This is a genomic window from Stenotrophomonas mori, assembly GCF_023556335.1.
GTDB classification, from domain to species: Bacteria; Pseudomonadota; Gammaproteobacteria; order Xanthomonadales; family Xanthomonadaceae; genus Stenotrophomonas; species Stenotrophomonas mori.
Window position 1 is genome coordinate 84,739 of the sequence record NZ_JAIKTS010000002.1, and the last position, 20,826, is coordinate 105,564.

Genomic DNA, 20,826 nt, shown 5'->3' on the forward strand with positions numbered 1-20,826 from the left:
GCGGCGGCGTCCGGGGCGCCGCCGCACCGACCGCACGCCGGTCGCCGCGACGGGATGGCGGAAACTTTTCCTTCGCGCATCTATCCGTATGGTCCATCATGCGCCCCGCCGGAGAAACCTCCGGAGGTGGCGCGACGGCGTAACGACGGATGCCGCGCCCCTCCCCCCGCGGTGATCGCATCCGTTCATTTCGTAGTCAGTAAAGGAAAACCCCCGAAGATGTCTTTGAAGTCCACCCCCCTCCGCTCTGCGATCGCGCTGGCACTCGCCACCGGCTGCAGCGCCCCCGCCCTCGCACAGTCCGACAGCGACGGCACCACCACCCTGGACCGCGTGGAGATCACCGGCTCGCGCATCCGCCAGGCCAATCTCGAAACCGCCAAGCCGGTCATCGCGCTCAGCCGGGCCGAGATCGAGAAGAAGGGCTACGTCAACGTCGCCGACATCCTGCAGGACGTCACCGCCGCCGGTGCGCCGGCGCTGAGCCGCGCGTCGGCGCTGTCCTCGGGCCGCGATTACGGCGGCATGTTCGTCAGCCTGCGCAACCTCGGCCCCGAGCGCAGCCTGGTGCTGATCGACGGCCGCCGCATGGGCGTGAGCGCCGGCGGCTACGCCGACGTCGGCTCGATCCCCTCGGCCATCGTCGAACGCGTGGAAGTGCTGACCGACGGCGCCTCGGCGCTGTACGGCTCGGACGCCATCGCCGGCGTGGTCAACATCATCACCCGCAAGAACTTCGACGGCGGCCAGGCCAACGCCTACATCGGCCAGTACAGCGAAGGCGACGGCCAGAAGCACTCCTACAGCGCCACCTACGGCAAGACCTTCGAGCGCGGCTGGATCACCGTCGGCGCCGAGAAGGTCGAGGAAGACCCGGTGCTGGGCGGCGCGCGCGAGTTCACCGCCTACCCGAACGGCCCGTACCACCCCAACGACGGCCTGAACGGCACCACGCAGTGGGGCTGGGTGGACGTCGACGGCAGCAAGCTCAGCGTCGGCCCCGGCGGCGACCCCTCGGACGTGGGCAACTTCCGCCCCACCGGCCAGTTCCCGCAGGCCAACACCAAGACCAACATGACGCTGCTGTCCTCGCTGCAGCGCAAGTCGGCCTTCGCCAACGGCGGCTTCGACATCACCGACAACCTGCGCATTGTCGGCGACGTGCTGTACAGCGAGCGCGAGTCGGTCAAGCAGCTGGCGGGCTACCCGTACCAGGTGTCCTCGGCCCAGGTCGCCTCCGGCGCGCGTGCGCCGCTGTCCAAGGACAGCGTCTTCAACCACTGGGGCAAGGACGTGCTGTTCGCGCACCGCACCGAAGAGTACCCGCGTGCGACCAACAACAGCCTGACCACCAAGCGCGCCAGCCTCGGCCTGGAAGGCAGCTTCGAGACCGGCGAGCGCTACTGGGACTGGAACGTCAGCTACATGTACAACCGCAACGAAGGCAAGCGCCACACGTTGCAGAGCATGTACCAGCCCAACGCCAACACCGCGGTCGGGCCGTCGTTCATCGACGCCGACGGCGTGGCCCGCTGCGGCAGCCCGGGCAACGTGATCCAGGGCTGCGTGCCGTGGAATCCGCTGGCCCCGATGGGCAGCGACGCGGTCGGTTCGCTCGGCGACCCGGCGGTGCGCGACTACCTGTTCACCCGCTTCAAGGACGACATCCAGAGCACCACCAAGGTGGCCAGCGCCAACCTGTCCGGCTCGCTGTTCGCGCTGCCGGCCGGCGACGTGCTGATGGCCTTCGGCGTCGAGCACCGCGAAGAGGAAGCCAGCTACGTGCCGGACCTGATGGTGCAGAAGGGCGAGATCGCCGGCACCAGCGGCCAGCCGACCCGCGGCGCCTACAAGCTCGATGAGGCCTATGTCGAGTTCCAGGTGCCGCTGCTGTCCGACCTGCCGTTCGCGCGCGAACTGTCGCTGGATCTGGCCGGCCGCTACTCCGACTACGACAACTTCGGCTCCACCACCAACAGCAAGTTCGGCCTGAAGTGGAAGCCGATCGACGACCTGCTGGTGCGCGCCACCTACGGCACCGGCTTCCGGGCGCCGACCGTGGACGACCTGTACGGCGGCACGGTGACCACCCGCGACCGCATCACCGATCCGTGCGACCGGTCCTTCGGCGCCGCCGCACGCAACGATGCGGTCGCCGCCCGCTGCGCCGCGGCCGGCCTGGGCCCGGACTTCCGCCAGAAGACCGGCGACGGCGAGGTCGCCACCACCTCCGGTGCGCAGGCCGTGACCGACTTCACCTCCGGCTCCAACCCGGACCTGAAGCCGGAAACCGCCAAGACCTGGACCGTGGGCCTGGTGTACAGCCCCGAGTTCGTGTCGGGCCTGGACGTCAGCCTGGACTGGTGGAAGATCCGCATCAACAACGTGATCGTGGGCGAGTCGGCCACCGACATCCTCAACCAGTGCTACGTGCAGGGCATCGATTCGGCCTGTACGCGTTTCACCCGCTACGGCTCGGGCAGCAACCAGGGCCAGGTCAGCGGCATGAACCGCTCGCTCAACAACGCCGGCTACCAGGAAACCGCGGGCTACGACCTGGGTGTCCGCTACCGCCTGCCGGAGCTGGCCATCGGCCGCTTCGCGATCAACTGGAACACCACCTACGTGGACTACCTGTCGCGCAAGAGCGACAACGTGGACACCACGCCGGTGGAACAGTTCACCGGCTGGGGTGGCGACTTCCGGGTGCGCTCCAACTTCAACCTCGATTGGCAGTACGGTGACCTGGGCATCGGCTGGACCACCCGCTTCTACTCGGGCATGAAGGAGAAGTGCTCCTACGACCTGAACGGCGGGCCGGAGTGCAATATTCCGGACTTCCGCTCCGGGTACACGGACATGCAGCCCAGCCGCAAGGTCGGCTCCAACACCTTCCACGACCTGCAGGTGCGCTACGCCCTGCCGTGGGACGGCACCGTGTCGCTGGGCGTGAACAACGTCTTCAAGCACGAAGGTCCGATCATGTACAGCCAGCCGAACAGCAGCTTCACCTACTACGGTGGCTTCGACATCGGCCGCTTCATCTACATGAAGTACCAGCAGCGCTTCTGATCGCCGCGACACCGCAACAAGGCAAAGGCACCGCAAGGTGCCTTTGCCGTTTCCGGAGCCGTCGCGAAACCGAACACCCCACAACCGTCATCGCATTGTCATCCGCATGCGGTAGAGCCGCGGCGGTACAGCCGCTACCGTGGCGCGTTCCCCGTTCCGGATCCCCGCCATGCTGCGTTCGCTGGCGCTGGCCTGCGTCTGCGTGATGCTGGCCGGCTTCGCCCTCTCCTCGCCCCTTCCCCCGCTCTCGCTCAGCGCGCGCCTGGCCGCGCCGGGCGGCACCTCGCCGCTGGTCCCGCGCGCGCGCATCGACGCGCTGCTCGCCACGCTGCCGCACCGCGAGGGCCGCGTCGCCGGCAGCGACGGCGTCGCACTGCACTGGATCGCCTTCGACCCCGGCGACTACCGCCTGCAGTACCGCTATCTCGGCCAGGGCGATCCCTTCCCCGAATTCGCGATGGACGCCTCCGCGCCGGCCGCGACCGCGCCCGCGCCCGCCCCGCGCGGCACGGTGATCCTGCTGCATGGCTGGATGATGGACGGCGGTTCGCTGCTGCCCTGGGCCCTGCACCTGGCCGAGGGCGGCTACCGCACGATCGCCCTGGACCTGCGCAACCACGGCCGCTCCGGGCACGCGCCCTCCGGCTACGGCACCCGCGAGGGCCGCGATGTCGCCGCCGCCCTGCAGGCGCTGGAGGCCGTTGGCGAGATCGATGGCCCGGTGCACCTGATGGGGGTGTCCTACGGGGCCGCGACCGCCATCTTCGCCGCCCGCGAGCTCGGCCCGCGGCTGCGCAGCGTGGTGGCGATGGAGTCCTTCGACAACGCCGGCCAGGCGATCCGGGCGATGGTGCCGCACATGCTCTCGCGCCCGCCCGAGCGCTTCGGCGATCGCCTTGCGCTGCCGCTGGCACGCTGGCAGTACGGCGGCCGCGGGCTGGACGATGCCATCGCCGCGGCCGACCGCCGGCTCGGCCTCGACCTGGACCGCGTGGACGTGGGCCGGGCGCTGGCGCAGGTGCCCAGCTGCGTGCTGCTGATGCACGGCCGCGACGACGCGCACATTCCGGTGGCGCAGGGCCGCGCCCTGGCCGCGGCCGCGCCGCGCGCCCGCTACCTGGAGCTGGCGGACGAGGACCACCTGAGCCTGCCGATGCGCCTGGACCGTCTTTCCGGCGTGGTCGACGACTGGCTGGCGCGGGTGCCGGCCGCCGGCGCGCCCTGCCCGGCGCCGGCCCCGGCATTGCCGCCCGCGGTGACCGGCGGCCTGGCCGCGCGCTGAGCCGCGGCCGCCGCGCTCAGTCCGCCGCGGCGGCGCCGCAGGCGGCCACGCCGGCGCAGTAGCGGCGCTCCTGGTGCGCCTGCAACGCCTCGTCGGTGAACCGCACCGGCAGCAGCCGGTGCCCCTGGAACGCCTGCACCTGGTCGTTGGAATGCGGCGAATTCCAGTCCCCGGACTGGCCGCTGCCCAGCACCGACCAGGCCTTCAGCGGCGTCGAGAACTCGACCATCATGATCCAGTTGTCGCCGAAGCCGGCCAGCGTCTCGCCGGCGGCCTGCGCCCCCATCTGCCGCTTGCCGTCGGCGGCCGGCACATAGCGCATCACCTGGAAGGTGCCGTAGCTGCCGTCGGCGCCGGCGCCGGGAAGGTCATGGCCGCGCAGGCGGATGCGGTTCACCTCGCCCCAGGCCACCGCTTCGCTGCCGTACTGCGCGCGCACGTCGGCCACCGCGTCCTGCAGGTGCCGCAGCGCCTGCGCCGGCTCGGCCAGGCCGCGGGGCGTGCGCAGCGGCGCGTCATTGCTCCACGGCTGCGCGAACGGCTGTGCCAGCGCCGCGGAGTGGCGGTCCCAGAATGCCTGGAACAGCACCGCGCCGCGGCTGTCCGCCGCCACCTGGCGGTCCCAGGCGGCAAGCACCGCGCGCGCGGCGCGCAGGGGCTCGGGCAGTCCCGGCTCGGCCTCCAGCGCCGCCAGCAGGTCGGGGAGCACCCGCTCGGCCAGCAGCATGCGCGGGCTGAACTTCAGGTCCAGCACGTCCTGCGGCGAATAGCGCTTGTCGCCGGCCAGCAGGTCCAGCGCCAGCTGCGGCCGCAGGGCGATCGGCCCGCGCTGGAAGTAGGCCGGGTAGCGCGCCGGGTCGATCCAGTCGTCCGGCGAGGCCCACCACGGCGGGTTGTTGGCGTTCTGGACGATGCCGCCCGGTGGATTCAGCAGCGCCGGCATGTCGTCCAGCCCATGTACCCGGGTCCAGATCCGCGACGCGTCGGCGGGGACGTCCAGCGAGTAGTCGGTGCCGTCGTCGGGACGCTGCGGGATCGGCGCGTTCCACAGGTAGTAGATGTTGCCCGGGCGGTCGGCGTAGATGTAGTTGCAGCCGAAGGTGGGGTGGTCGCGGAAGACCTGCTGGAAGGCCTGCAGCGAGCGGGTCTGCGCCAACCGGTAGAACCCTTCGAACTGCAGCGGTGCGTCCAGCCGGGTGGTCCGCACCGCGAACGCACGGCCGCCGACACGGTGCACGATCGGTCCCAGTTCGGATTCCCAGTAGGTGCGGGTGCGGGTCGCCAGGCGGCCGTCGGCCTGCTTGACCTGGATCTCGACCTGGCGCGGCACCAGCGCCCGGACATCTCCCTGGTAGCGGTAGTGGTCCGGTTGCGACGGATCCAGCTCCAGCGCGTACAGGTCGTCCAGGTCGGCGGCGTGGACGGTGTTGGCCCAGCCCAGATCGGCATTGAAGCCCGCCCACAGCACCGGGTAGCCCGCCAGGGTGTTGCCGTAGAAGTCGAGCACGCCGGGCACGCGGATGTGCGCCTCCCAGTACAGGCTGGACCAGTTCAGGTGCGGGTTGGCCAGCAGGATCGGGTGCCCGCCCTCGGTCCGCGCCCCGGACAGGGCGAAGGCGTTGGAACCCGGGCCCTCCTGGTTCGGCGCCGGTGCGGCGTGCATCGCGGTGGCCTCGCCCGGGCCGTACTTCCGGTCCAGGCGCGCGATGATCTCCGGCGCGATCAGGGGCGGGATCGCATTGGAGCGGATCAGCGCCATCGTGTCGGCCGGCGTGAACCGCGGCACCCATTCCGGAAGCGTCTCGCGGTGGCCGTCGACGTAGCGGTTGAGGCCGGCGGCGAAGGCGGAGACGACCGTGCGGAAGGTCGGGCTGACCCGCTCCAGGTCCTTTCCGGCCTCGGCCAGGTTGTCGAACCGTCGCATCGCGAAATCGTTGTCGGCCTCGGCCTCGCCGAAGATGCGCGCGGCCTCGCCGCGCGCACGCACCATCCGCCGGGCGATCTCGACCATGTGGTCCTCGGCCTGGGCATAGCCGAACGCGAATGCCGCGGCCTCCTCGCTGCGCGCCTGGATGTGCGGCACGCCACGGTCGTCGCGCACGATCTCCACCTGCGCCGCCACCGCGTCCCAGTGTGCGGTCTCGGCGGCGTGCGGCGCGGCGGCGAAGGCCGGCGCCGCCGCCAGGGCCAGCAGGCCGGCCAGGAACGTGCCGCGGGCCAGGCGGCGGGAATCAGAAGTCATAGGTCAGCTCCGCGTAGATCTGCCGCCCGAGGGGGCTGTAGCTGCGGTAGAAATACGGATAGTTCGTGTAGCTGTCATCGCGCGGGTGGAATGTGTTGAACACGTTGTTGACGTTCAGGCCGAGCGTCGCCTGCGGCAGGATCTTCTTGGCGATCCCCGCGTTCCAGATCACGTACGGCGCGATGCGCCCGGTGTTGGCGAAGTTCGGCAGCGAGCCCCAGCGGTAACCGTACACCGTGGCCTGCCAGTCGTCGCGGTTCCAGTTGACCTGCCAGTTGGTCTTGCTGCGGAAGTTGCGGTAGCGCAGGTCGTCGCGCTCGTTGATCAGCGCATCGCCGGCGAACAGCTGGCTCTCCAGCTTGGTGACGATGGTGTAGCCCAGGCGCAGGTCGAAGGTGCCCAGGCCACCGGCGTCCAGGCTCCAGCGCAGCGAGGTGTCCACGCCCTGGGTGCGCATCATCGACTGGTTCACCGGGTAGGAGGCGTAGCGGGTGATGGTGCCGGTATCCGGATCGCGCGCGACCAGCCCGGTGTAGAACTGGCACGACGGCGAACCGCCGTCCACCGGCTGGCCGGCCACGGTGGTGCCCAGCAGGCAATTGGCGTACTGGTCCATCAGGAAGTCGCTGTCCAGGTCGGAGACCGCGCCCTCCAGCTTGATGTCGTACCAGTCGGCGCTGAACGACAGGTTGCGCGCCACGTCCCACACCAGCCCGACGGTGTTCGAGGTGCCGGTCTCCTCCTGCAGCTTGCGGTTGCCCGAGTAGGTGCCCTGCACCTGGTCGTAGTAGTCGCTGGACCCGGAGGTGCACAGCGGGTCGCTGGGATGCAGCCCGTCCACGCGGCAGCGGTAGATGTCCGTCAGCCAGTAGAAGTTGCTGGACTCGCCCGAGTACAGGAAGGTCATGTCCGGTGCGCGGAAGCTGGTGGCATGGGTGGCGCGCAGCAGCAGCGAGGACACCGGCCGCCATTCCAGGCCCGCCTGCCAGGTGAAGGCGCCGCCGACGTCGCTCTGGTCGTCGTAGCGGTCGTAGCGGCCGGCCATGCTGGCATCCAGGGTGGACAGCAGCGGAACGCCGAACTCCAGCCCCAGCGCGTAGCGGTTGCGGGTGCCGCCGCCGGTGATCGCGGTCCAGTTGAAGATGTTCTCGCCACCGGCATGGTCCGGACGGGTGCGGACGTCGGGGTCGAGGTTGAACGTCTCGCGCCCGGCTTCGAGCACCGCGGCCATCTTGACCGTACCGGCCGGCAGATCGAACAGGTCGCCGTTCATGACGAACTGGGCGTTGCTGATGTTGGAGTCGCCCTTGTTGGTGAACACCGTGCTCAGGTCGTTGAAGGTCTGCGCGTCCACCGGCCCGAACAGGCGGCCGACCTGCACGCTGCGGATCTCCATTCCATCGCTGGTGTGGCCCTGCAGGGGACCGAGGAAGTAGTCGTTGACGCGCTGGGTGACGAAGAAGCGGCGGTCGATCGACAGGTCGTAGCGGGAGTGGCTCAGGCTGGCGTCCCAGTCGAACCGGTCGCCGAACATCCGACCGCGCATGCCCACGTTCACGCTCAGCGCGCGCTCCTTGTACTCGGCCGGAGCCTGGCCGCCGGTCTGCCCGGGGGTCAGCTTGCGGCCGGCGCTGACCACGCCGATCGCCGGGTCGTACACGTTGTTGGACATGTACCAGTTGAACATCGTCTTGTTGTAGCTCTTGTTCTTCGATTCGCTGGCCATGAGGTTGAAGTAGGCCTGGGCCGAATCGCCGACGTCGACGTTGCCGGACACCAGGCCGGAGACCTGGCTCACCGCGTTCTGGATCGAGTAGCGCGATACGTAGTCGAACACCCCGCAGCGGTCGGGCGCGGTGGCCGAGGCCGACGACCTGAAGGGGGTGTAGCGCGGATCGGCACCGGCACAGGCACCGGCCAGCGCGTCCGGCGAAGCGGTCAGCACGCCATTGGCGTCCGGCCACAGGTAGGCGTTGCCGACATTGTTGAGGAACACGCCCTGCTGCGCGGTGGCCGCGTCCGGATCGCCACGGTAGGCGGGGTTCTGGTACTCGTCGCGCAGGAAGTCGCGCTGGCTCGCCATGACCGCTTCGCGCGCCATGTACTCCAGCGCGTAGGTGACGCTCCAGCGGTCCCCGGACTTGCCGCCGGACCACTGGAACACGCCGGTATCGCCACCGCCGCCGGTGCTGGTGCCGGCGCGCACGCGGAACTGGTCGCCCTGGTAGTCGCTCTTGGTGATGATGTTGATCACCCCGGCCACGGCGTCGGAGCCGTAGATCGCCGACGCGCCGCCGCTGAGGATCTCGATGCGCGCCACCGCGCCGGCGGGAATGCTGGCCAGGTTCACCGCGGTGGAGCGGAAGTCGTAGGCCTGCGGGTAGTTGGCCATGCGCTTGCCGTTGAGCAGGACCAGGGTGTAGCCGGGCCCGATGCCGCGCAGGTTGACGAACTGGCCGTTCGGCGTGCCGCCGGTCTGGTCCATGTCGGTGCCGACGTCGCCGGTGGACTGGTTGATCGTCACCAGCGCATCGCGCACGGTGGTGAAGCCCTGCTTCTCCAGCTCCTCGCCGGTGATGACGGTCACCGGCGACGGGCCTTCGCTCTGCGAGCGGGCGATGCGCGAGCCGGTGACCGAGACCTTGTCCATCTCGGTGACGCCGGGCGCGTCCTGGGCGGAAGCGGCGGTCTGCGCGTGGCCGGCGCCGGAAGCCGTGGTGAGGATGATCGACAAGGTGACTGCAAGGGGCGTTCTACGAATCATGATGGCTTCCTGGCTGAGGGCTCTACACGGAAGGAACGGGAGGTACATCCAGTTGTCGAAAACGTGCGCGCCCGGGCGGGGGGAGCCGCCACGGGTGCGCGGAACCGCGCCGGAGCGCTAGGGGGAGGGAGAGGGGGAGGGAGAAGGCGCGGCGCCGCCGCGGCGGATCGGGTGGCCGAGCAGCGCCTCCAGTGGCGGATAGAGCTCGGGCATGTCCATGGTCGCGGACAGCCGCAGGCGCTCGCGCGGGGCCGCGACCACCTGCACCGGCATGCCGGTCTGGACCTTCGCCGATACCAGCGGCGCGCCCGCGGAGAAGGTCATGATCAGTTCCGGGAACGCCGCCAGGCAGGTCGCGCCCTGCTCCAGCAGCAGGTACTCGTTGACGAACCGCAGCACGGTGCCGGCGCGGTCGTCGAGCCGCAGCCAGCCCACGTCCAGGCCGTCGCGGCGCTCGCAGACGTATTCGGCGACCACGCCTTCGGCCGCCACGCGTCCCCCCAGTTCCCGGCAGACGCCCGCGACACCGTCGGCGACATAGGCATGGCCCAGGGCGATCGCCGCGCTGATCGCGCCCGGCGCGCCACTGCGGCAGGCCTCGGCCACCGCCACCGGGTTGCGCGCCACCGAGACGAAGCCGCCGACCGCGACCGAGGCCTGGCGCACGACCGCCGACGCGGTTTCCAGTGAACCGCTGATGGCGCCTTCGACATACTCCGCGTCGAGGCCGCCGGAGAATCCCTGTACCGAGCGGTAGCCCGGTTGCCGGTGCAGGCCCAGCGAGCCCATCAGGCTGGTGGGGTGGGCGCGGCCGTTGCAGGCCAGGTCGATCACCGGCAGCCCGGAGAGCGCCGCCTGGACCCAGCCGTTGATGCTGGTCTCGGCGCCGTTCTCGTTGGTGTTGATCGCCCTGATCGGCAGCGCCGGGTCGGCATGGGCACGCGCCAGCTCCAGGGCGCGCATCATGTGGAACGGCTGGATCGGCGCCTTCTGGCTGGACGGCGTGCCCACCAGCGCCACGGTCACGCACGCCGCCTCCGGCGCGAACTCGTCCGCGCTCCACAGCTCCGGCTGTCCCAGTTCCAGGGCGAGCGCGGCGTTCTTCAGGCCGTTGTCGACGTGGCCACCACCGCCGCCGCCGAGGATCGCCCCGCCCATCACCGCCGCACGCACATCTCCGATGGTCAACTTGCGCTTCATCTCTATGTCCCCGATGAGTACCGACACCCAGGCGCGGGATCGCTACCTGGAAAAGCTCTTGCCCAGGCCCGTGGCGAACCCGCACAGCGCGTCGCCGGCGATCACCCCGCCGGCGAACACCTCCAGCGACTTGTCGCCGCCGGTGCCGGCGCGGCGGCGGTGCCACAGCCGGTACGCCAGGCCGAGCGCGACCATCCAGCCCGCGGCCGGGTTGACGATCAGCAGGCCGGTCGCGAACAGCACCCCCAGCTGCCGGCGCACGCCGCCGACCGCCTGCAGCACCGCGCCGACCAGGCCCCACAGCACCAGGCTGCGGGCGAGATCGGGCGAGGCGCCGGTCTTGATCGCGGCCACATACGCCTGGTTGATCGGTGCCACCAGCCCGCGTGCGAAGAACAGGTCGTGGGTCGCGGCCACCACCACCGCCGCGACCGCGAACCCGATCAGCCCGGCCAGCCACTGCTGGCGGCGGCCGTCCCATTCCAGGCGCGGGTCGCGGCCCTCGCCGCGCAGCAGCCAGCCCGCCTTGAGGTCGTAGCCCATGTCGGCGAATGCCGGACCGGTCGCGGCCGAAAAGCCGGCCAGCACCACCAGCGCCTCCGGCGGGAAGCCGATGAGGATGCCGATCAGCAGCGAGATCAGGGCGATCGCGAACGCCGGGAACCAGCCCGAGTGCATCGCGGCGATGCCCACCAGCATTTCGTGGACGAAGGCCGAGAACGTGCCGTAGACCACGAAGCCGACCAGCATCGGCCAGTGCATGCCGGTGTAGACGCCCGTCCCCAGGGTCAGCAGCAGCATGATCAGCAGGTAGCCCAGCCAGCCCAGCCGCAGCACGCGCCCGGAACGGACCGGCGCCATGCCGGCCACGGCGACCGCGTCCGCGCTCCCGTCGGTGGCCGGCGCGCCCGGACGCATCCGCCGCGACACCGCGCGCCCGATCTGCAGCACCGCCATCGCACCGGCGCCGATCATCATTCCGTGGGGCACGTAGGCGGCGCCGAGGTCGATGCCCGCGAGCGGCCCGGCGTACCCGCGTACCAGCAGGCCCAGCGCGAACGCGACCATCGCCGCCATGCCGCCGATCAGCGCCACGCCCAGCGCCGACATCGGCAGCCCGACGAGATTGCCGGCGACCCCGCAGGCCAGCCCCGCCAGCAGCCTGCGCGCCTGGCGGCCACCGGCGTCGCCGGCCTTGATGGCTTCCGCCGAAGCCACGCCCATCGGCCAGGCATGGGTCGCCGGAAACGCCGGCGTGCCGAACAGGCGGTACAGCAGGTAGCCGTCCAGCAGCATCGCCAGGACCATGCCGGCCAGCATCGGCGTCACCATCTGCGGCAGCCCGAACAGGAACGGGATGCCGATCGGCAGGAACAGGCTGTTGGCCGCACCGAAGGTGGCCGCGGAGATGCTGGTCTGGGCCAGGTTCTGGGAATGGATCGAGCGGTAGCCGGCGAAGGCCGACAGCGGAATCCGCGCCAGCGCCATCGCCGCCAGGGCGCCGATCAGCGAGGTGTTGGGGGTGATGCCCAGGCTCACCAGCATCTGGATGCCGACCACCGCGCCGCACAGGCTGAGCGCCAGCGTCAGCAACAGGTTCGCCGGCGCCAGCGCGCGCGGATGCGGGAGCTGTTCTGGGTTGCCTGCGGACGTCTCGAGGGGCTCGCGCACTGGGTTCACCGCCGGGGTTATGTTCTATAATATGGAACTATATTCCACATTGTGATATATAGTTAGGCGGCTTCCCTTTGGCTTGTCAAGTGCTTGTCATGATTTCCCCAACGCACCGAGAATCCAGTGCCCCCTCCCACCCGCGAGACGCCGCGTGAGCACACTCAGCAATGCGATGCAGGTCCTCCAGCTGATCGTCCGGCTGCGGCGCGACATTTCCGTCACCGATCTCGCCACCCAGCTGGACATCCCCAAGAGCTCGGCCTCGCGCACGCTCAGCCAGATGAGCCAGCACGGCTTCCTGGAGCGCGACCCGGTCACCCGTGCCTACCGGCCGGGGAAGATCATCATGGAAGCCTCGTTCCACCTGCGCAGTTCGCGCAGTGCGTTGTCGCTGATCGAGGCGCAGCTGGACCGGCTGGTGCAGGAAACCGGCTACACCCTCTATGTGGACCTGCTCGACGGCGCCGATTCGCTGGTCATCCAGATGCGGATCGGCGGCGGTTCGCTGCAGGTGTACACGCCGCCAGGCACCCGCCTGCCGGCCTACTCGACCTCGGTCGGCCGGGCGATCCTGGCGCGCCTGGACGATGAGCGGGTGCTGCGCCTGGTGAGCGGCAGCATGCAGGCGCGCGCCAATCCGGATGCGCTGCAGACACCGAAGGAACTGCTGACCCGGCTTGCCGAGATCCGCCGCCGCGGCTGGTCGCTGGCGCGCGGCGAGTTCGTCGCCAACGTGGCCGGCATTTCCACCTCGCTGGAAGATCCGGACACGCACCAGATCTACGGCTTGAGCATCGCCCTGCCGTCCCAGGACCTGACCGAGTCGCGGATCAACGATTTCAGCCAGGCGCTGGTCACCGCGACCCGCGACATCGGCCAGCAGATCGGCGATCCGTACTGGCTCGACTTCCGCGCCAGCTGAACCACGCGCACGCCGCGCCGCTCAGAGCAGTGCGTCGAGCACCGACGTCACCACGCTGCCGGACGTGAGCACCGGCAGCTCCAGCGCACGTGCCAGCCAGGCACGCTGCGCTTCGTCATAGCCCATGCAGTCCAGCACCACCAGGCGCACCTCGGCCGCACGGCGCAGCTCCTCGACGGCGTGCTGCCAGCCGCCGCAGCCGGGCGTATACGGCGAGGCCACCGTGCACACCGGCTTCAAGCCGGCGCGCCGCCATTTGGTCGGGGTCTCCGGCAGCTGCTCGCTGGCCGGTGCCACCACTCCGATCGCCGCCCCCGGCATCAGCCCGGCCACCACCGCGGGAAACAGCACGTCCGGCTGGACCAGCAGCGCCCTGCGGGTCCGCAGGCGGTCGAAGCGCCCGGTGCACAACAGCAGGATGGCCTCGATGCCGTCCGACTCCAGCCGGTCGATCAGCGCCTGCAGCCCGGTCTCGACCTTTTCGCTGCAAATCGCCACCACGCGCCCGTCGCGCAGCTTGGTCACCAGCGGGATGCCGCCGGCGCCGGGCGCGTAGCGCGCCGCCACCTCCGCCGCGTCCAGTCCGTCCAGCAGCCCGCACTCCTGCAGCCGCAGCGACCGGCCCTTGCCGGCCAGCGCCTGCCCGATGGGCGCGACCATGTCCGGACGCGGGGTTTGTCCGATCGTCACCAGCGCGAGGGATGAAATCACGGCGGAAGTTCCATTTATTAGAACTTCGTATTATATTTTCAAACTCGCTCGCTGTCGATGGCGTTCAACGCCCGCGCCCGCCGCTCCCGGCGCGTGCGCCGCCAGGCATCACCGACGAAGACCAGCAGCCCCAGCCAGATCAGGGCGAAGCCGACCCGCCGTTCGAAACCGAACGACTCGTGCAGCACCAGCACGCCGACCAGCAGCTGCAGGGTCGGCCCGATGTACTGCAGCAGGCCGACCAGCGACAACGGAATGCGGCGCACCCCATAGGCGAAGGCGATCAGCGGCACCGCGCTGACCACGCCACCGAACACCAGCAGCAGGTCGTTGCCCCAGCCCCAGCCGGAAGCGAAACCGCCGCCGTGGCCGTGTTCCGACCACAGCACGAAGGCCACCGCGGGCGCCACCATGAACAGGCTCTCCACGCCCAGCCCGGTCACCGCCTCGACCGCCACCAGCTTGCGGATCAGCCCGTACAGGCCGAAGGTCACCGACAACCCCAGCGCGATCCACGGCGGGCGGCCGCTCTGCCAGGTCAGCCAGGCCACGCCCAGCGCCGCCAGCGCCACCGCCAGCCATTGCAGCCGGCGCAGGCGCTCGCCCAGCACCGCGACCCCCAGCACCACGCTGAACAGCGGGTTGATGAAGTAGCCCAGGCTGGTCTCGACCACGTGGCCGGCGTTGACCGCCCAGATGTACAGGCTCCAGTTGGCGCTGATCAGCGCACTGGCCAGGCCCAGCAGCCAGAACCGCCGCCGCGTCTCCCAGACCGCGCGCAGCCAGCCCCAGCCGCGCGCGAGCGCCAGGCCGCCGATCAGCAGTACCGCGCTCCAGACGATGCGGTGGGCGATGATCTGCAGCGACGGCACCTCGATCAGCAATCGCCAGTACAACGGCACCAGGCCCCAGATGACGAACGCCAGCGTGGTCGCCAGCAGGCCGTTGCGGTGCTCGCGGGCGGCGCTCATGCGCGTCGCCTCCGCGCCAGGGTGATGACCACGACCCCGGCCAGGATCACCGCCATCGCGCCCAGGTCGGCGGCGCTGAAGCGCTCGTGCGCGATCCACACGCCCAGCGCCACGGCGATCACCGGGTTCACGTAGGCATAGCTGCTGGCCAGCACCGGGCGCACGTTCTGCAGCAGCCACACATACGCGGTGAATCCGACGATGGAGCCGAACAGGCTCAGGTAGCCCACCGCCAGCAGGCCCTGCAGCGTCGGCGGCGCGGTGAAGCGCTCGCCGCGCAGCAGCCCCGCCGCCACCAGCACCACGCCACCGCACAGCATCTGCCCGGCGGCGGCCATCAACGGCGACGGCAGGTCGCGTCCCCGCGACCAGATCGACCCGGCCGCCCAGCCCAACGGCGCCACCAGCAGCAGCACCAGGCCGGTGGGCGTCGCGGTCAGGCTGCTGCCGGCGTTGAGCCACAGCACGCCGGCAAAGCCCACCGCGATCCCCAGCCACTCCCCGCCCGCCACGCGCTCGCCGCGGAACGCGGAGAACAGCGCCATCCACAGCGGCACCGAGGCCAGCGCCACCGCCGCCATCCCGGAGGAGACGTCGCGCTCGGCCAGCACCACCATGCCGTTGCCCAGCAGCAGCAGACAGGTGCCCATCACCGCCAGCGTCGGCCATTGGCGGCGGGTCGGCGCGGCCACGCCGCGCCAGCGCAGCACCGCGTAGAGCAGGGCACCGGCGATGACGAAACGGACACCGGCGATCACCGACAGCGGCGGCATGCCGCCTTCCAGCGCCAGATGGATGCCCAGGTAGGTCGAGCCCCACACCACGTACACCAGGAGCAGCGCGAGGACGACCCGGCCCCCTCGTGCGGGGGCGGGCAACGCGGGAGCGGAGGAGGACATGGTCGGTGTTCGCGGTTGGACGGGAGCAGATTCTAGGCGTTCGCCGCCCGCCGCAGCAGTCCGAAAAACGGCATGCTGTATCCGCCGCCCGCTCTTCATGCCGGCTGCGCTAGGGTGGCCGGGAGCGTCGGCGGGCCCGCCGGCCGCACCGGTCGCGCCCGCGGCCCCACCCTGCGAGGACCTCCCGCCCATGAGCACCGCCACGACCGCCGATCCCGCCGCGTTGCGGCGGTCGATCGCCAACACCCTGAAGGGCTCCGCGGGCAACCTGGTGGAGTGGTACGACGTCTATGTCTACTCGGTGTTCGCGGTCTACTTCGAATCGCGGTTCTTCTCCGCCGAGGACAAGAACTCCACGCTCTACATCTGGGCGATCTTCGCCGCCACCTTCCTGATGCGGCCGATCGGCGCCTGGTACTTCGGCCGCTTCGCCGACCGCTACGGACGGCGCCTGGCGCTGACCGTGTCGGTGTCGGTGATGGCCGGCTGCTCGTTCGTGGTCGCCCTCACCCCCACCGCCGGCACCCTCGGCCCCTGGGCCGCGCTGATCCTGCTGCTGGCCCGACTGCTGCAGGGCTTCGCCACCGGCGGCGAATATGGCACCAGCGCCACCTACATGTCCGAAGCCGCCCTGCCCGGCCGGCGCGGCTTCCTGTCCTCGTTCCACTACGTCACCCTGGTCGGCGGCCATGTGCTGGCGCAGCTGACCCTGCTGCTCATGCTGGTCTTCTGGGACACCGCGCAGATCTCCGACTGGGGCTGGCGCATCGCCTTCGGACTGGGCGGCATCGCCGCGATCGTGGTGTTCTGGCTGCGGCGCTCCATGGACGAGTCGCTGGAGCAATCCTCCATTGCCGCCGCGCGCGAAGGCAAGGCCCGCGCCTCGGGCTCGATGCGCGAACTGCTCGTGCACCAGTGGCGGCCGCTGCTGCTGTGCTTTTTGATCACCGCCGGCGGCACCGTGGCCTTCTACACCTACTCGGTGAACGGCCCGAAGATGATCCAGAGCGCGTTCGCCGGCGACGACCCGATGGTCGGGACGCTGATCAACCTGGGCGTGCTGGCGTTCCTGATGGTGCTGCAGCCGGTCGGTGGCTGGCTGTCCGACCAGGTCGGGCGCAAGACCCTGCTGGTGTTCTTCGGCGTCGGCGGCGTGCTCTACACCTGGTACATGGTGACCCGGCTGCCGCAGCAGCACGATGCGCTGCTGGCCTTCCTGACCCTGGCGCTGGGCTTCGTCATCCTCACCGGCTACACCTCGATCAACGCGGTGGTGAAGGCCGAGCTGTTCCCCACGCACGTGCGCGCCCTCGGCGTCGGCTTCGGCTACGCGCTGGCCAACTCGCTGTTCGGCGGAACCGCGCCGCTGCTGTACCAGGGCGCGCTGCGCACCGGCCATGTCGGCGCCTTCGCCGCCTATGTCACCGCGGTGATCGCGGTGTCGCTGGTGGTCTACGTGTTCTTCCTGGAGAACAAGGGCCCGAACTGGCTGGACGGAACGCGCTGAACCGCGGCCCACGGGCCACGCCCGCAGCCGCCGAGCGTGCCTCCATCCCGGCGCCCGTCCGAGCGCGCCGGCCGACGGCTGCCCGTCACGGGATTGCTAGTATCCCCGGTGTTTTCCCCGGGCCGAGGCCATCCGCATGCCGTCGTCACGCTCCCTCCATTCGCTGCTGGTGCTGTGCGCGCTGGCCGCATGTCCCGCCGCCCTGCAGGCGGCCGCGGCGGCGCCCGGAGACGGGTTCTTCACCCATGCGATCGATGCCACCGCGGATGCGCCACTGGTCGCGCGCGGCACGGATGGGCGGCTGCGCTACGCGCCCTACCGCGAACGGGGCGGTGAGCTGGCCCGGCATATCGTTCCGGACTTTTCCCGTGCCGGCTACCGCGGCGGCGGCGTGGCCCTGCCGCCCCGGCGGACGCTGCCGGTGCGCATCGTCCTCGCCCCCACGCCGACGGGCGATGACCATGCGCGCATCCAGCAGGCGCTCGACACGGTCGGCGCCCGCACACCCGACGGGTACGGCGTGCGCGGCGTGGTGCTGCTCCGGCGCGGCCACTACCGCGTGTCCGCGGGGCTGGTGATGCGCAGCGGCGGCGTCGTGCTGCGTGGCGAGGGGCGCGGCAATGACGGCACGGTCATCCGTTCCACCTACCGCGGCCGCCAGGGGCGGATCATCGAGGTGGGCAGCCGCGAACCGGCACGGCCGACGCAGGCGGCAGACGCCCGCGCGGTGCGGATCGACGCCGCGCAGGTGCCGGTGGGCGCGATGCGCCTTCCCCTGGCGTCCGCGGCGGGCTATGCCGTGGGCGACGCCATCGCCATCGTCCGCGAGCCGAACGCCGCCTGGCTCGGTGCCGACGGCATCGACACGGCGCGCTATGGCTGGACGCCCGGGGACTTCACGATGGACTACGAGCGCGTGGTCGCGGCCGTGGACGGGAACACCCTGACGCTGGACGCGCCGGTGGTGGACGCCCTGGAAGCCCGCTTCGGCGGCGGCCGCGCGTACCGCATCGCTCCCCGGCGGATCAGCGGCGTCGGCATCGAGGACCTGCGGCTGGAAGGCGACCCCGATACCGGCACCGCGTTCCGGACACCCGACGATGGGCCGTACATGGCCATCCGCTTCGGCGGGGTGCGCGACTCCTGGGTGCGCAACGTCACCATGCGCCATGTCTCGCACGGCATCACCGCGCACAACGGCGCGCACTTCAACACCTTCGAGGACCTGGCGTACCTGGACCCGCGCTACGGCGCGACCGAGGGCATGCGCCGCTATGCGTACAACTACGAAGGCAACGCCTCGTTCAACCTGACCCAGCGCTGCTACGCCGAGCAGGCGCGGCACAGCTTCGTCACCGGCGCGCGCACGCCCGGCCCGAACGTGTTCCTGGACTGCCTGGCGGTGGACGGCAGCAACGACAGCGGTCCGCACCACCGCTGGTCCACCGGCACCCTGTACGACAACACCCGCGACAGTCAGCTGCGGGTGCAGAACCGGCGTCGCAGCGGGTCCGGCCACGGCTGGGCCGGCGCCCAGCAGATGTTCTGGAACACGGGCAGCGCGCACCGTGTGCTGCAGGCGCCGCCGCATGCGATGAACTGGAGCGTGGGACAGATCGGCGACGCCGTGGCCGGCAAGTTCCCGCCCGAGGAACCGGCCGGGATCGTAGAGTCCGCGGAGCGCGTGGCGGTCCCGCGCAGCCTCTACCTGCAGCAGCTGCAGGACCGCCTCGGCAGGCGCGCGGTGGCCGCGGTGGCAAGCCCGGCGCAACGGCACGGACGGGTATGGGAGCTGCTCGCGGCCAGCCGCGGCGAGTAGCCGGGCGACGGCGCGCGCCGGGCGGTCAGCGCCGTGCCGCGTCGCTGGCCCCGCGGGCGGCCGCGAATTCCGCGTCCTCGTCCCAGCGCGGCCAGTGGCGGCTGTTGGCCAGTTCCAGGCCCAGGTCGTAGACCAGCAGCGTGTCGGCGGCCAGGCCACGTGCGTCCCACGACGGCGACCAGGCATCGCAGGCCTGGTGGTAGCACCGGGCGAAATAGGCCTCGCGCAGCGCGCGGCCGGCAGCGACGCCGCCGTCCCGCTTGTCCAGGCCGGCGCCGACGGTGATCGCCGGCACGCCCTTGCGGGCGAAGGCGAAATGGTCGGCGCGGTAGAAGAAGCCCGCTTCCAGGTCCGGGTCCGGCGACCAGCGCCGGCCGCGCGCCCTGGCGACGCGGTCCACGTCCGCCTCCAGCGAGACGCGGCCCCTGCCCCAGGTGGCGATGTCGGCGGTTTCGCCGTCCGGGCTGAACATCTCGATGTTCAGCACCGCGACCGTGGTCTCCAGCGGCGCCAGCGGATGCTCGGCGTAGTAGCTGGCACCGAGCAACCCCTTCTCCTCGGCGGTCAACGCCAGGAAGTACAGCGTGCGCTGCGGCCGCGGACCGGCGGCGAACACCCGTGCCAGCTCCAGCACCGACGCCACGCCGGTGGCGTTGTCGATGGCGCCATGGCGCACCGTGTCGCCGCTGTCGTCGGGTTCACCGATCCCGAACGCATCCCAGTGCGCGGAGACGATCACCGTCTCATCGGGATGGGTGGTGCCGTCCAGCTTCGCCACCACGTTGCGGGTGACCACCGGCTCGCGCTTGATCCAGAAGCTAGCCGACAAGCGGGCGTCGCCCAGCGGCACCGGGTGGAAGTCGGCGCGCATCGCCCTGCGCTTCTCCGTCTCGAAATCCAGCCCGGCGGCGGCGAAGATCCGTTCGGCCAGCGCGCGCTGCATCCAGCCGCGCAACGGCGTGTGCAGCGCGCGCGCCTCGGCGTCGCCGCGCTGGATGTCGAACAGCGGCGAAGTGCCGGAGGCCTTCACCGTCGCCCACGGATAGGCCGCCGCCGCGGTCTCGTGCACGATCAGCACGCCCTCGGCGCCGCGCCGCGCGGCCTCCTCGAACTTGTACGTCCAGCGCCCGTAGTAGGTCACCGCCCTGCCGTCGAACGCGCCGGGCGCGTCGGCTTCGAAGTCGGCATCGTTGATCAGCACCACCGCGATCTTGCCGGCCAGGTCCACGTCCTTGTAGTCGTCCCAGTGGCGCTCGGGCGCATCGATGCCGTAGCCGACGAACACCAGCGGCAGGTCCTGCCGGTCCACCACCTCCTGCGGACTCAGGCTCTGCAGGGTCAGGTCCTCGCCGTTGTGCAGGCGGGTACGGGCGCCGCCCTGCTCCAGCCAGGCCTCGACCTCGCCGACCACCTGGGCACGCACCAGCGGCACGTCCTGCACCCAGCCGCCGTCCTCGCCACCGGGCTGCAGCCCGGCCTCGCGGAACTGTTCGACCAGGTAGTCGACGGTGCGCTGCTCGCCGGCGCTGGCCGGCGCCCGGCCCTCGAACGCATCCGATGCCAGGACCTGCACATGGCGCGACAGCGCCGCCGGGTCGATGCCCCCACCGGGCAGGTCGTTGGCCGCGCTGGCGACCCCACCGACGAACAGGCAGGACGACAGCAGCAACATGCGCATCGGATTCACGGCGGTACCGGCAACAGGGGGAAGCCGGCGATTTTAGCGCGCAGGGCGCACGCGGTCAGGCGCGTCGAGCGGGCGG

Annotated in this window: 13 protein-coding genes; 5 read left to right on the forward strand and 8 right to left on the reverse strand. The window is 70.8% G+C overall.

Going from position 1 to position 20,826, the window contains the following annotated elements; all coding sequences use genetic code 11:
- Positions 1-219 precede the first annotated feature (219 nt).
- Both K5L01_RS08050 and K5L01_RS08055 read left to right on the forward strand, forming a co-directional pair.
- On the forward strand, positions 220-3,072 hold the full coding sequence (locus K5L01_RS08050; protein WP_250063686.1) for a TonB-dependent receptor plug domain-containing protein: 2,853 nt from the start codon (positions 220-222) through the stop codon (positions 3,070-3,072).
- A gap of 169 nt (positions 3,073-3,241) precedes the next feature.
- On the forward strand, positions 3,242-4,354 hold the full coding sequence (locus K5L01_RS08055; RefSeq protein ID WP_250063688.1) for an alpha/beta fold hydrolase: 1,113 nt from the start codon (positions 3,242-3,244) through the stop codon (positions 4,352-4,354).
- A 16-nt stretch (positions 4,355-4,370) separates the two neighbouring features.
- On the opposite strand, the gene K5L01_RS08060 is transcribed toward K5L01_RS08055, so the two are convergent.
- The 4 genes from K5L01_RS08060 to K5L01_RS08075 all read right to left on the reverse strand — a co-directional run bounded on the left by K5L01_RS08060 (position 4,371) and on the right by K5L01_RS08075 (position 12,231).
- Positions 4,371-6,596, reverse strand: coding sequence for a penicillin acylase family protein (locus K5L01_RS08060; protein ID WP_250063690.1), 2,226 nt, complete (start codon positions 6,594-6,596; stop codon positions 4,371-4,373).
- Positions 6,586-9,360: a TonB-dependent receptor plug domain-containing protein gene (locus tag K5L01_RS08065; RefSeq protein WP_250063692.1), complete on the reverse strand. Its 2,775-nt coding sequence runs from the start codon at positions 9,358-9,360 to the stop codon at positions 6,586-6,588. Before K5L01_RS08065 ends, K5L01_RS08060 begins: the two co-directional genes overlap by 11 nt.
- Positions 9,361-9,477: 117 nt before the next feature.
- Positions 9,478-10,560 carry an S-methyl thiohydantoin desulfurase domain-containing protein gene (locus K5L01_RS08070; RefSeq protein ID WP_250063694.1) on the reverse strand — a complete coding sequence of 361 codons (1,083 nt, stop codon included), beginning with the start codon at positions 10,558-10,560 and terminating at the stop codon, positions 9,478-9,480.
- Between the two features lie 42 nt (positions 10,561-10,602).
- Positions 10,603-12,231: an OPT/YSL family transporter gene (locus tag K5L01_RS08075; protein WP_250063696.1), complete on the reverse strand. Its 1,629-nt coding sequence runs from the start codon at positions 12,229-12,231 to the stop codon at positions 10,603-10,605.
- Positions 12,232-12,385: 154 nt separating this feature from the next.
- On the opposite strand from K5L01_RS08075, the gene K5L01_RS08080 reads away from it, so the two are divergent.
- Positions 12,386-13,156, forward strand: coding sequence for an IclR family transcriptional regulator (locus K5L01_RS08080; RefSeq protein WP_250063698.1), 771 nt, complete (start codon positions 12,386-12,388; stop codon positions 13,154-13,156).
- A 21-nt stretch (positions 13,157-13,177) separates the two neighbouring features.
- Here K5L01_RS08080 and K5L01_RS08085 read toward each other — a convergent pair whose 3' ends face one another.
- From K5L01_RS08085 to yedA, 3 genes are read right to left on the reverse strand one after another with little or no spacing between them, the layout of a single operon-like run.
- Positions 13,178-13,867, reverse strand: a complete 690-nt coding sequence (locus K5L01_RS08085) for an AroM family protein (RefSeq protein ID WP_250063700.1) — start codon at positions 13,865-13,867, stop codon at positions 13,178-13,180.
- Positions 13,868-13,905: 38 nt separating this feature from the next.
- Positions 13,906-14,838, reverse strand: coding sequence for an EamA family transporter RarD (gene rarD / locus K5L01_RS08090; RefSeq protein WP_250063702.1), 933 nt, complete (start codon positions 14,836-14,838; stop codon positions 13,906-13,908).
- The gene (gene yedA, locus K5L01_RS08095) at positions 14,835-15,737 is read right to left on the reverse strand and encodes a drug/metabolite exporter YedA (protein WP_250063704.1); all 903 of its coding nucleotides are present in this window, start codon (positions 15,735-15,737) and stop codon (positions 14,835-14,837) included. Before yedA ends, rarD begins: the two co-directional genes overlap by 4 nt.
- 190 nt (positions 15,738-15,927) lie before the next feature.
- Between yedA and K5L01_RS08100 the strand changes: the two genes are divergently transcribed.
- Both K5L01_RS08100 and K5L01_RS08105 read left to right on the forward strand, forming a co-directional pair.
- The gene (locus K5L01_RS08100; RefSeq protein ID WP_250063705.1) at positions 15,928-17,244 is read left to right on the forward strand and encodes an MFS transporter; all 1,317 of its coding nucleotides are present in this window, start codon (positions 15,928-15,930) and stop codon (positions 17,242-17,244) included.
- A 136-nt stretch (positions 17,245-17,380) separates the two neighbouring features.
- Positions 17,381-19,063, forward strand: coding sequence for a hypothetical protein (locus tag K5L01_RS08105; protein ID WP_250063707.1), 1,683 nt, complete (start codon positions 17,381-17,383; stop codon positions 19,061-19,063).
- Positions 19,064-19,088: 25 nt separating this feature from the next.
- Here K5L01_RS08105 and K5L01_RS08110 read toward each other — a convergent pair whose 3' ends face one another.
- Positions 19,089-20,741, reverse strand: coding sequence for a M28 family metallopeptidase (locus K5L01_RS08110; RefSeq protein ID WP_250064146.1), 1,653 nt, complete (start codon positions 20,739-20,741; stop codon positions 19,089-19,091).
- Positions 20,742-20,826 lie beyond the last annotated feature (85 nt).

Bases quoted from the DNA above. Each gene is read 5' to 3' on its own strand.
- K5L01_RS08105 (WP_250063707.1), top strand. From the start codon at position 17,381: ATGCCGTCGTCACGCTCCCTCCATTCGCTGCTGGTGCTGTGCGCGCTG.
- K5L01_RS08110 (WP_250064146.1), bottom strand. From the start codon at position 20,741: ATGCGCATGTTGCTGCTGTCGTCCTGCCTGTTCGTCGGTGGGGTCGCC.
- K5L01_RS08065 (WP_250063692.1), bottom strand. From the start codon at position 9,360: ATGATTCGTAGAACGCCCCTTGCAGTCACCTTGTCGATCATCCTCACC.
- K5L01_RS08070 (WP_250063694.1), bottom strand. From the start codon at position 10,560: ATGAAGCGCAAGTTGACCATCGGAGATGTGCGTGCGGCGGTGATGGGC.
- K5L01_RS08100 (WP_250063705.1), top strand. From the start codon at position 15,928: ATGAGCACCGCCACGACCGCCGATCCCGCCGCGTTGCGGCGGTCGATC.
- rarD (WP_250063702.1), bottom strand. From the start codon at position 14,838: ATGAGCGCCGCCCGCGAGCACCGCAACGGCCTGCTGGCGACCACGCTG.
- yedA (WP_250063704.1), bottom strand. From the start codon at position 15,737: ATGTCCTCCTCCGCTCCCGCGTTGCCCGCCCCCGCACGAGGGGGCCGG.
- K5L01_RS08060 (WP_250063690.1), bottom strand. From the start codon at position 6,596: ATGACTTCTGATTCCCGCCGCCTGGCCCGCGGCACGTTCCTGGCCGGC.
- K5L01_RS08055 (WP_250063688.1), top strand. From the start codon at position 3,242: ATGCTGCGTTCGCTGGCGCTGGCCTGCGTCTGCGTGATGCTGGCCGGC.
- K5L01_RS08050 (WP_250063686.1), top strand. From the start codon at position 220: ATGTCTTTGAAGTCCACCCCCCTCCGCTCTGCGATCGCGCTGGCACTC.